The 12054-nt window shown below is 36.6% G+C and carries 12 protein-coding genes; all 12 read left to right on the forward strand.

All coding sequences use genetic code 11. From position 1 onward, the window contains the following. The first annotated feature begins 14 nt into the window (after positions 1-14). The 12 genes from ACWNMY_RS20165 (at position 15) to ACWNMY_RS20220 (ending at position 11987) form a co-directional block, all read left to right on the forward strand. Positions 15-1382 (forward strand): DUF342 domain-containing protein, encoded by a 1368-nt coding sequence (locus tag ACWNMY_RS20165; RefSeq protein ID WP_449540033.1) that lies wholly within the window; start codon positions 15-17, stop codon positions 1380-1382. Between the two features lie 13 nt (positions 1383-1395). Then, positions 1396-1701 carry a hypothetical protein gene (locus tag ACWNMY_RS20170; protein ID WP_449540034.1) on the forward strand — a complete coding sequence of 102 codons (306 nt, stop codon included), beginning with the start codon at positions 1396-1398 and terminating at the stop codon, positions 1699-1701. Positions 1702-1712: 11 nt separating this feature from the next. Next, the gene (locus ACWNMY_RS20175) at positions 1713-2276 is read left to right on the forward strand and encodes a hypothetical protein (protein ID WP_449540035.1); all 564 of its coding nucleotides are present in this window, start codon (positions 1713-1715) and stop codon (positions 2274-2276) included. Positions 2277-2423: 147 nt separating this feature from the next. Continuing rightward, entirely contained in the window at positions 2424-3122 is a 699-nt protein-coding gene (gene rpsB / locus ACWNMY_RS20180) for a 30S ribosomal protein S2 (protein WP_449540036.1), read from the forward strand. A gap of 155 nt (positions 3123-3277) precedes the next feature. Next, positions 3278-4159 (forward strand): translation elongation factor Ts, encoded by an 882-nt coding sequence (gene tsf / locus ACWNMY_RS20185; RefSeq protein ID WP_449540037.1) that lies wholly within the window; start codon positions 3278-3280, stop codon positions 4157-4159. A 60-nt stretch (positions 4160-4219) separates the two neighbouring features. After that, the gene (gene pyrH, locus ACWNMY_RS20190) at positions 4220-4942 is read left to right on the forward strand and encodes a UMP kinase (protein WP_449540500.1); all 723 of its coding nucleotides are present in this window, start codon (positions 4220-4222) and stop codon (positions 4940-4942) included. 4 nt (positions 4943-4946) lie between these two features. Then, complete coding sequence (frr, locus tag ACWNMY_RS20195; RefSeq protein WP_449540038.1) at positions 4947-5504, forward strand: ribosome recycling factor; 558 nt, start codon at positions 4947-4949, stop codon at positions 5502-5504. Positions 5505-5777: 273 nt separating this feature from the next. Next, entirely contained in the window at positions 5778-6539 is a 762-nt protein-coding gene (locus tag ACWNMY_RS20200; RefSeq protein ID WP_449540039.1) for an isoprenyl transferase, read from the forward strand. 35 nt (positions 6540-6574) lie between these two features. Further along, on the forward strand, positions 6575-7366 hold the full coding sequence (locus tag ACWNMY_RS20205) for a phosphatidate cytidylyltransferase (RefSeq protein ID WP_449540040.1): 792 nt from the start codon (positions 6575-6577) through the stop codon (positions 7364-7366). 165 nt (positions 7367-7531) lie between these two features. Continuing rightward, positions 7532-8689 carry a 1-deoxy-D-xylulose-5-phosphate reductoisomerase gene (locus ACWNMY_RS20210; protein ID WP_449540041.1) on the forward strand — a complete coding sequence of 386 codons (1158 nt, stop codon included), beginning with the start codon at positions 7532-7534 and terminating at the stop codon, positions 8687-8689. A 187-nt stretch (positions 8690-8876) separates the two neighbouring features. After that, on the forward strand, positions 8877-10139 hold the full coding sequence (rseP, locus tag ACWNMY_RS20215; RefSeq protein WP_449540042.1) for an RIP metalloprotease RseP: 1263 nt from the start codon (positions 8877-8879) through the stop codon (positions 10137-10139). Positions 10140-10283: 144 nt separating this feature from the next. Beyond that, entirely contained in the window at positions 10284-11987 is a 1704-nt protein-coding gene (locus tag ACWNMY_RS20220) for a proline--tRNA ligase (protein WP_449540043.1), read from the forward strand. Positions 11988-12054: the final 67 nt, after the last annotated feature.

Here is a 12054-nt window from a genome sequence, read left to right on the forward strand (position 1 = left end):
AGGGTGGGAGGACTGTGTCAGGAGTAGAACTTCTAGTCTCAAAGGATAAATTTACTGTATATGTAAGTTTGAAAGAGAATCTTGCGCAATTGAAAATAAATGAGTCAGATATATACGCATTACTCTCTAAGCAAGGTATATCATTTGGAATAAAAAGAGATGAAATTACAAAGATGATTGCTACTTTGCCAGAAACCACCTTTCCCTTGTTGATTGCAGAAGGGGAAGCGCCTAAAACAGGCGAGGATGGATTTATTAAGTTAGAGGGAGTAGAAAAGGACCAAGAGGGAAAATTTGAACGTGTTTTAAACTTTAGAAATGTGAGGGAAATTCCTTCTGTAAAAGAAGGTCAATTGATCGCAACGATTTTTCCACCTACACCAGGTATTCCTGGAAAAGATGTCTATGGTAACCTACTAAAGGCTATTGATGGTAAACCATATACTTTTAAATTAGGCAAAAATGTAGTTGAGGTCAATGGAAAAATTTATGCTACAACTGATGGTCAAATCAATATATCAGAGAAAAGGATAAACGTTCTTCCTGTTTTTGAAGTAATAGGCGATATAAGTCTTAAAACAGGAAACATTGATTTTATTGGAAACGTAACAATAAAAGGCAATGTTCCTAGCGACTATATCATCAAAGCAGGTGGAGATATATCTATATATGGGATTGTAGAAGGAGCCGAGCTTAAAGCAGGTGGATCTATTTATATTTCAGGAGGAATTGTTGGTTTTAACAGAGCTATTATTACTGCCAAAAATGATATTTTTGCATCGTATTTGAATCAATGTACAGTAAATGCAGGAAATAACATTGAAGTATCAGGATCTATTCTTCATAGTACATGTCATGCTAAAGGAGAGATATGTTCGTTAGCGGGAAGTATTATAGGTGGAAGTATGACTACGGGTAGCTATATATCAGCCAAGGATGTAGGTAATGAACATCATACAAAGACAGAACTATATATTGGACCAGGAAATTCCTATAATGACGATGAGAAAAGGATTACTCAAGAAATAAATGAAGCCAAAATTCAACTTCAAAAAGTACTCTTAATCCTTCAAAAACTAGCTGAAAAATACAGGATAACCTCCTCGCTTTCAAATGAAGAGATTTTACTACTAAGGCGTGATAAGCTTACTCAAGTAGAATTAACAAATAAATTAAGTAGACTAGAAGCTGAATTAAATGAAATAATCACTAAAAAAGAAGAAATGGCTAATTATTTGATAGTAACCGGAACACTGTTTCCGAATGTACGTATTCAAATTGGCAAATATCAAAAGAACATAAATCGACTATTTCATCATGTGAAAGTGCAACTAGTAAACAAAGAGATTTCAATTACTATCTTTTCTGAAAATAAGAAATGAGAGAAGTGAAAAAATGAGTCTAAAGTTAGTTGAATTACAGGTTGCTATTCCTAGAACACAGGATGCGGGAAGAATTCAGGAACAGTTAAATATGCGCGGCCAGCATTTGCAGGATCATATTACAGCAGAGGCTGATAAATCAGATAAAAGAAGAAGAACGAGAGTAAATGAAAATAACGAACCTGAAGACGCTAACATACATAAGGACGTACCATCATATCCGTTCCAACACAAAGATACAGAAAAGAAAAATAAACCAGAAACTGAACAAAAGGAACGTCATCCATATAAGGGTAATGTCATTGACATTATGAGATAGAGGGAAGTTACATGACTACAATATTATTTATTCTGTGCTTTACATTATTGGCAATTGCTTTTTTTATGATAATCCTATTATATTTAAAAATTACCCAATTAAAGGATATAGAAAAAAAACAAGAGAGACTACTAAAAGAATTTGAGAGTGTTATCACTTCATACGTTTTGGAAATGAAGGAAGAAAATGAAGTGTTTTTACATAGAATCAAGGACGTGAAACTAGCTAAGACTGCTAGTAATTATGAGGAAAAAAACGATGCAGAAGTAGTAGAGGAAGAAAAAAATAAACCAGAAAACATTCAAATAAAAGAACTAGAATTAACAAAAGAAGATATCCAAGCTCTGTTACCTTCCTATCCAGATAAGGAGAATACTAAAGATCTAAGTGGCATAATAACTGATAACGAAACAGAAGAAAAATTGCCTTCAAAAGAAGAGGATGATGTTGGTACCTTAATTAAGGATATTGAATTGTTACAAAAAATGGGACTCTCACAGGAAGAAATCGCAAAGAAACTTAATAAAGGGAAAACAGAAATCGAGCTTTTACTCAAATTTCGTCAAAACAACTAATTTTTCTTGCTTGAAAGAACGGATTATGTTATATTAATTTTTGGTGTTAATACACACGTTCATAGATTTGAGTAATGGTGCTGTGAAATCAGTTTTACTTAAAGATGATATGGACGGAGGAGAAAAAACCATTAGGAGGATTTACACATGTCAGTAATTTCTATGAAGCAATTGCTTGAAGCTGGTGTTCACTTCGGTCACCAAACACGCCGTTGGAACCCAAAAATGAAGCGTTACATCTTTACAGAGCGTAACGGTATCTACATCATCGACCTTCAAAAAACAGTTAAGAAGGTTGAAGAAGCGTATAATTTCGTAAAGGAATTAGCAGGTAACGGCGGAACTATGCTTTTTGTTGGTACAAAAAAGCAAGCTCAAGATTCTGTTAAAGAAGAAGCTGAACGTTCTGGAATGTACTTTGTTAACCAACGTTGGTTAGGTGGTACATTAACTAACTTTGAGACAATTCAAAAGCGTATCAAGCGTCTTAAAGACATTGAAAGAATGCAAGAAGACGGAACATTTGATGTTCTACCTAAGAAAGAAGTTGTTCAACTTAAGAAAGAATTAGAGCGACTAGAAAAATTCTTAGGCGGAATTAAAGATATGAAGCAATTACCAGATGCTTTATTCATTATTGACCCTCGCAAAGAGCGTATTGCTGTTGCAGAAGCACATAAATTAAACATCCCAATCGTAGGTATCGTTGATACAAACTGTGATCCAGATGAAATTGATTATGTAATTCCTGCAAACGATGATGCAATTCGTGCGGTTAAGCTTTTAACAGGAAAAATTGCAGATGCAATCCTAGAAGCTAAACAAGGTGAAGAAACATCTGCTTAATGGGCGAAAGGTGATAAGAGGGATATGCCTTTTATCACCTTTTTTAAAGATTATTATCTGGCAAATTAAGTAATAATAGTAACAGATTAACCAATTAACATGTATTATCTAGTGTTTTAGATTTTGTACATAGTGTAAATAAGGAGGAAAACATAATGGCAGTTACTGCACAAATGGTAAAAGAGCTTCGCGAAAAAACAGGAGCAGGTATGATGGACTGTAAGAAAGCTCTTACTGAAACTGATGGTGATATGGAAAAAGCAATCGACTACCTTCGCGAAAAAGGTATTGCTAAAGCTGCGAAAAAAGGTGACCGTATCGCTGCAGAAGGTTTAACTAGTATTGAGGTACAAGGTAACGAAGCAGTAATTTTAGAAGTTAACTCTGAAACTGATTTCGTTGCAAAAAATGAAGGATTCCAAACATTAGTAAAGGATTTAGCTGCTCACTTACTAGCTAATAAACCTGCAAATGTCGAGGAAGCTTCTGAACAAAAAATGGACAACGGTTCAACAGTTGGCGAATACATTAATGCTTCAATTGCAAAAATTGGTGAAAAGCTTTCTCTTCGTCGCTTTGAAGTGGTAACAAAAGAGGATAATGATGCATTCGGTGCATATCTTCATGCTGGAGGCCGTATTGGTGTGTTAGCTGTTTTAGCTGGTACTACTGATTCTGACGCTGCGAAAGATGTAGCAATGCATGTTGCTGCTGTTAACCCTAAGTATGTAACTCGTGATCAAGTTTCTGCTGAAGAAGTTGAGCGTGAGCGTGAAGTATTAACACAACAAGCGTTAAATGAAGGTAAGCCAGAAAACATAGTTGCGAAAATGGTAGAAGGCCGCCTTGGCAAGTTCTTCGAAGATGTTTGTCTTCTTGACCAAAGCTTTGTTAAGAACCCGGATCAAAAAGTTCGTCAATTTGTAGAATCAAAAGGTGCTACAGTGAAAAGCTTCGTTCGTTACGAAGTTGGTGAAGGTATTGAGAAACGTCAAGATAACTTTGCTGAAGAAGTAATGAGCCAAGTGAAGAAGTAAAAAGAAAACAGGGAACACATTATGTGTTCCCTCTTTTTCAAGGATGGAGGTTTTATGATAGTGAGTAGTGCCAAATATAGACGTGTAGTGTTAAAATTAAGTGGTGAAGCATTAGCGGGAGATCAGGGATTTGGCATAAATCCATCTGTAATCCAATCTGTGGCAAAACAAGTGAAAGAAATTGCTGAACTTGGAGTAGAGGTTGCAGTAGTCGTTGGTGGAGGAAACATCTGGAGAGGTAAAATCGGAAGTGAAATGGGTATGGATCGTGCAAATGCAGACTATATGGGAATGCTTGCAACGGTAATGAACTCCTTGGCTTTACAGGATAGTTTAGAGAATCAAGGAATTCAAACTCGTGTACAAACTTCGATAGAAATGCGTCAAGTCGCAGAACCATACATAAGAAGAAAAGCGATTCGTCATTTAGAAAAGAAACGTGTTGTTATTTTTGCGGCAGGTACAGGAAATCCTTATTTTTCCACAGATACAACGGCTGCTTTACGTGCTGCTGAAATTGAAGCTGAAGTTATTCTAATGGCAAAAAACAATGTGGATGGAGTATACAGTGCGGATCCATCTATTGACAAAACTGCAGTAAAATATGAGACATTGTCATACCTCGATGTAATAAAAGAAGGGTTAGCTGTAATGGATTCCACAGCATCTTCTCTTTGTATGGACAATGATATTCCGCTGATTGTATTTTCAGTTATGGAAGAAGGAAATATTAAACGCGTTGTTTTAGGAGAAAATATCGGAACAATTGTAAGGGGGAAATAACTTTATGGCAAATAACACAATAAATCAAGTTAAGGATAAAATGTCTAAGGCAATCCAAGCGTTATCTCGTGAACTTGCATCTGTTAGAGCTGGTAGAGCGAACCCGGCCCTTCTAGATAAAGTAACTGTTGATTATTATGGGGCACCTACTCCATTAAATCAGCTTGGTTCTATCAATGTTCCAGAAGCTAGAATGCTTGTTATTCAACCGTATGACAAGTCAGTGCTAGGCGATATGGAAAAAGCAATTCAAAAGGCTGATTTAGGGTTAAATCCTACGAATGACGGTTCTATTATTCGTATTTCCATTCCGGCATTAACAGAAGAAAGACGTCGTGAATTGGTAAAGCTCGTAAAGAAGTATGCAGAAGAGTCCAAAGTTGCTATTCGAAATGTACGTCGTGATGGAAACGATGATCTTAAGAAGCTTGAGAAAAATGGCGAAATCACTGAGGACGAGCTACGTAGCCTTACGGAAGATATACAAAAACTTACTGATGAATCAATTGCTAAAATTGATGCAGTTGCTAAAGAAAAAGAAAAAGAAATCATGGAAGTCTAAACCAATTCAATGTACAATATATTTGTAAAAAGACCCTCTAACGTTTACAGGGGGTTTTTTTGTTAATACTGTCTACTATTACTGCCTCGTTTCATAAATAGTGGTAAAATAAATGAAACTGGATTATAACTTTATTTTATTTTTATGGAGAAAAGAGTGATATTCCTGAATAAAGTTACTGTCTGGTTGAAGCCACAGATTTTTTAGAACGTGTGCGTAATCGAGTAGCAAGTAGCCAAGGCGCATTTGATAAGGGTGTTGGAGGACTTATGTATGTTTGAAAAATTTATAAAGTCAAAGAAAAACCCAGTTTCTATTTCAGAAGAAGAAATAGCAAAAGGCCCAATTCCTGATCACATAGCCATTATTATGGACGGAAATGGGAGATGGGCTAAGAAACGGTCACTTCCTAGAACTGCCGGTCATCATGAAGGCATGAAGGTAGTTAAGAGAGTAACAAAGCTTGCAAGTAAACTTGGTGTTAAGACTTTAACGGTCTATGCATTTTCAACTGAAAACTGGAAGCGACCAGAGGACGAAGTTAATTTCTTATTAAAACTTCCACAGGAATTTATGGGAACCTTTCTGCCAGAATTAATTGAAGAAAATGTACAAGTAAGAATTATGGGTAATGAAGAAGAAATACCTGCACACACTCAGAATGCGGTAAATAAGGCTATACAGGAAACAAAGCAAAATACTGGACTTGTACTTAATTTCGCTCTTAATTATGGTGGACGTGCTGAAATATTAGGAGCGGTGAATAAAATCATAACTGATTCCAAGGAAGGTAAACTTAAGAATGAAGTAGATGAACAGCAATTTTCTAGGTATTTGATGAGCGATGGTTTATCAGACCCAGATTTGTTAATTCGGACAAGTGGAGAAATACGATTAAGTAATTTTATGCTTTGGCAGTTGGCATATACTGAATTTTGGTTTACCGATGTATTATGGCCTGATTTTAAAGAGAGACACCTGTTAGAGGCTATTCATGCATTTCAGAAGAGAGGGCGACGATTTGGTGGTATTTAACCACCTAAGTTTGCATTAATAAAAGGAATGATATGATGAAACAACGAATTATTACAGCAATTATCGCTGCAGCAGTTTTTCTACCTATTGTCATTATCGGGGGTATCCCGTTCACGATTTTAGTCTATCTTATGGGGGCGATTGCTGTTTTTGAGCTATTACGCATGAAACGGCTTAAAATCGCATCGATCCCAGGCGTAATTGCTATTATTTTATTATGGATTGTTTTAGTTCCTACTGAATATAATGAGGTATTTACTACTCTTAAATTTACTAAAATAGAAATAGTTCTCCTTTTTGTGTTATTAATATTAACGTATACAGTAGTTTCTAAAAATAGCTTTAACTTTGATGATGCTGGACTTGTAATATTATCAGCATTATATATTGGATTTGGATTTTATTATATGCTTGAAATAAGAGCAATAGGGTTAGAATTCATATTTTATGCATTCGTCGTTATTTGGACAACTGATTCGGGAGCTTATTTTGTTGGTAGAAAACTCGGTAAGAAAAAGCTATGGCCGGAAATCAGTCCTAATAAGACAATAGAAGGTTTTATTGGCGGAATTGTAACTGCTGTTGTATTTGCGTTTATCTTTAATATGATTGCAGATGTATTTGAATCCTTCTCTTCACTACTGATTGTTACAATATTGGTTTCTATTTTTGGACAAATTGGGGACCTAGTAGAATCGGCACTTAAGAGACATTATAAGGTGAAGGATTCAGGGACATTACTACCAGGTCATGGTGGAATTTTAGATCGCTTTGATAGCATGCTATTTATCCTTCCAATTCTTTACTTTTTAATTGTGTTTATTTAATCTTATACAGAAGACGGTCCCTTTTTACAAAGGAATTTTAGTTGAATAGACGGGTAAATCAAGCAATGTTGCAAATTTTTATAAAGCTGACATTCTTGATAAACTTTTGCAGAAAAACTAATGGATTTTAGACGGATTGTTTTGTATGTAGTAGGGAGTGAGCTTGTGAAAAAAATTAGTTTATTAGGTGCTACTGGCTCAATTGGTCAACAAACTCTTGAAGTTATTGAGCAGCATCCTGAAGAGTTACAGCTTGTAGCCTTGTCAATTGGTGAAAATATTACCTTAGGTCGAGAAATTATACATAAATTTTCACCTAAACTTGTCTCTGTAAAAACAAAAGAGACATATGACATTTTTAGAAATGAATTTTCAAGTCATATTACTTTTGTTTATGGTGATGAGGGATTAATTGAGGTAGCAACCTTTGATGAAGCTTCAGTAGTACTAAATGCAGTTGTTGGAAGTGTTGGTTTACTGCCAACCTTAAAGGCAATTGAAGCACAAAAGACAATTGCATTAGCAAATAAGGAGACTTTGGTAACAGCCGGACATTTAGTAATGGAAGCAGCCAAAAAACATAATGTCCCCATATTGCCTGTTGATAGTGAGCACTCTGCTATATTTCAATGTCTTCAAGGGGAAAAAGAAAAGAATATTGAAAAAATTATTCTGACTGCTTCAGGCGGTAGTTTTCGGGATAAAACACGTAATGAGCTAAAAGATGTAACCATTGAGGATGCACTAAATCATCCAAATTGGTCAATGGGTGCAAAAATAACAATTGACTCTGCAACAATGATGAACAAAGGACTAGAGGTAATTGAAGCTCATTGGTTATTTGGCTTACCGTATGAAAAGATAGATGTACTTCTACATAAAGAAAGCATTATCCATTCTATGGTTGAGTTTCATGACAGCAGTGTAATAGCTCAACTTGGTACTCCAGATATGAAGGTGCCAATTCAGTATGCATTCTCTTATCCTGATCGGTTTCCAATGCCTTCTACAAAGGAAAGACTACAACTCTGGGAAATCGGGAAACTTCATTTTTCCAAATTAGACTTTGAGCGCTTTACTTGCCTTGGCTTTGCCTTTCATGCCGGAAAAATAGGTGGAACTCTACCAACCGTATTAAACGCGGCAAACGAAGAGGCGGTTTCTGGATTTTTAAGTGGTAGAATATCATTCTTAGGCATCGAGGAAATTATTGAAGAGTCCTTAGAAAAACATAACACCATCCAAAACCCGAGTTTGGAAGCGATACAACAGGTAGATCTAGAAACACGGATGTACGTTCGAGATTTATTAGAGAAAAAATAAACTATTATTCCTACTTAGTTTTCAATGGTCTAGCTTCAGGTGCTATCGGCTCGAGGTTACAATTCAATCGCTTTTGAAGGCAAAATGCGCCTTCTGTCAGCGCTTGGCCTTGTACTTATCGCGGATAAGCAGGTGCACTGCGCTTTTCTTATTACCATAGTCAATCTAACAAAAGGTGGTTAAATATGTGGAGACTGTGATAGCCTTTATTATAATATTTGGTGCACTCGTATTTTTTCACGAATTAGGACATCTTCTCTTGGCAAAAAGAGCGGGAATTCTCTGTCGCGAATTTGCAATTGGGATGGGACCAAAGGTATTTACCTTTAGTAAGAATGAAACACTATATACGATTCGTCTCCTACCTATTGGTGGGTATGTTAGAATGGCTGGCGAAGACCCAGAAATGATTGAAATTAAGCCTGGTCATAATATTGGCTTGCTATTCAACCGAGATGGGAAGATAAATAAAATTGTATTAAACAATAAAGACAAATACCCTGACTTAAAGGTAATAGAGGTTGAGGAAGCTGACTTAGAACACAATCTCTTTATTTCAGGTTATGAAGATGGGGAAGATGAACACCTTAAAAGATATGAGATCAGTGAGAAGGCATTTTTTGTTGTAGATGGACAAGAAACCCAAATTGCACCATACAATCGTCAGTTTGCCTCCAAAACGTTACTGCAAAGGACGCTGGCAATCGCTGCTGGCCCAGCGATGAACTTTATCTTGGCTTTTATCATATTGATTGCATTAGGGTTACTACAGGGTACTCCTATAGATAAACCAATCCTAGGTGAAATAACAAAGGATGGTGCTGCCCTTCAGGCAGGTCTTCAAGAAGGGGATATTGTTCGAGAGATAGATAACGAGCAGGTTTCAACGTGGAAAGAAATTGTGACTATTATTCAGGCGCATCCAGATGAGGAAATCGATGTTGTTGTTGAACGTGACGGCGAGCTTCGTGAGATAAGTGTTACTCCTAAGGCTCAAGAACTGGAAGAGGATAAGACAATTGGAATCATTGGAGTCTACGGACCCGTTGAAAAATCAGTGTTACCTTCCTTAAAATATGGGGTAATGGAAACCTTCCTTTGGACAAAGGAGATTTTGCTAGGTCTTGGAAAGTTGGTTACTGGACAATTTTCAATTGATATGCTTTCTGGTCCAGTGGGTATATACGTTTCAACAGATACGGTTGTACAGTCTGGAATCTTCTATGTCATGAAATGGGCTGCCATATTAAGTATTAACTTGGGAATTGTTAACCTTTTACCACTACCGGCTCTTGATGGTGGTAGATTAGTATTTTTCGCAGTTGAGGCTGTTCGTGGAAAACCAATTGACAAGCAAAAGGAAGGTATGGTTCATTTTATTGGGTTTGCTTTACTGATGCTGCTTATGTTGGTTGTGACGTGGAATGATATTCAAAGATTTTTCTTATAAAGCATGTACAGAAGGCTTGGTGAAACTTATCGGCTTGGTCGTTTCACCGTCCTTTTGAACAAGGGTTAAACTCGAATAAAGTCCTGGCGTAAAATTGCCAAGGCGCATTTGATAGTAAGTTGATAACGATAATGAGGTGCAAAGATGAAACAGAGTATGATGCTTATACCTACACTACGAGAAGTACCAGCAGATGCAGAAATTAAAAGTCACCAACTCTTAATTCGTGCAGGGTTTATTAGACAAAACGCTAGTGGAGTTTATAGTTATCTTCCATTAGCAAAACGAGTACTTCAAAAAATAGAGACGATTGTACGTGAAGAAATGGAGAGAGCAGGTGCTTCAGAATTACTTATGCCTGCTTTGACAACTGCTGAATTATGGCAGGAGTCTGGCCGTTGGTATTCATATGGTCCTGAATTAATGCGTCTTCATGACCGCCATGAGCGAGACTTTGTATTAGGTCCAACCCACGAAGAAGTAATTACTAGTCTAGTACGAGATGAAATTAAGTCCTACAAAAGACTACCTCTCTCTTTATATCAAATTCAAACGAAATTTCGAGATGAGAAAAGACCACGATTCGGTTTATTACGTGGAAGAGAGTTTATCATGAAAGATGCATATTCCTTCCATGCTAATCAAGATAGTCTTCATGATACGTATGAAAAAATGTTCACTGCATATTCAAATATATTTGCGCGTTGTGGTCTTAACTTTAGAGCAGTAATAGCTGATTACGGTGCAATGGGTGGGAAAGATACGCATGAATTCATGGTTCTTTCTGAAATCGGTGAGGATACCATCGCTTATTCAGATACTTCCTCTTTTGCGGCAAATATAGAAATGGCACCTGTTGTTATGGAATATCCAAAAAGCGATGAAGCTGTAAAAGAATTAGAGAAGACAGAAACAATTGGCAAAAAGTCAATTGAAGATGTTGCTTCCTTCCTCGAGGTTTCAAAGGAAAAATGTATTAAATCTCTTCTTTTCAAAGCAGATGAAAAGTATTTACTTGTATTAGTTCGTGGAGACCATGAAGTAAATGATATAAAGGTAAAGAATTTACTAGAGGCTACTAATGTTGAATTAGCAAGTACTGAGGATACCGAAAATGTTATGGGCTGCACAGTTGGCTCTTTAGGGCCTATAAGTATAAAAGAAGAAGTAACAGTAATTGCTGACCATGCTGTAGCATCGATCGTTAACGGTGTATGTGGAGCTAACGAGGAAAATTACCATTATATCAATGTAAATCCTGATCGGGATTTTGCAGGTATTCAATATGCTGATTTACGCTTTATACAAGAAGGTGACCCATCTCCTGATGGACAGGGTAAGATCGTGTTTGCTGAGGGAATTGAAGTTGGGCATATTTTTAAGCTAGGTACAAGATACAGTGAAGCTATGAATGCAACATTCCTTGATGAAAATGGAAGAGCGCAACCGATGATTATGGGTTGTTATGGTATTGGAATTTCGAGGACACTAGCAGCTGTTGCTGAGCAATCTAATGATGAAAATGGTATCATTTGGCCAGCAAACTTAGCACCATTTGATTTACACTTGATCCCTGTAAATATGAAGAGTGAAGAACAGAGAGTTCTTTCCGAAACCTTATACCATACACTTAAAGAAAGCGGATATGACGTATTACTCGATGATCGTACAGAACGTCCAGGTGTAAAGTTTGCAGACTCCGACCTAATGGGCTTACCTTTACGTATAACCGTCGGTAAGCGTGCAAATGAAGGTGTTGTAGAAGTGAAGATTAGAAAGACAGGGGAAACATTGGAAATTAATATTGAAAATCTTGTCGAGACAATTGAGAAATATGTAGTAAAATAAATAGTAGAAAACATAAAAGGTACCTCTAGAATGAGGTACCTTCATTATTCTGTCTGAAGAGGGGGAA

The sequence above is a fragment of the Ferdinandcohnia sp. Marseille-Q9671 genome (genome assembly GCF_976954385.1).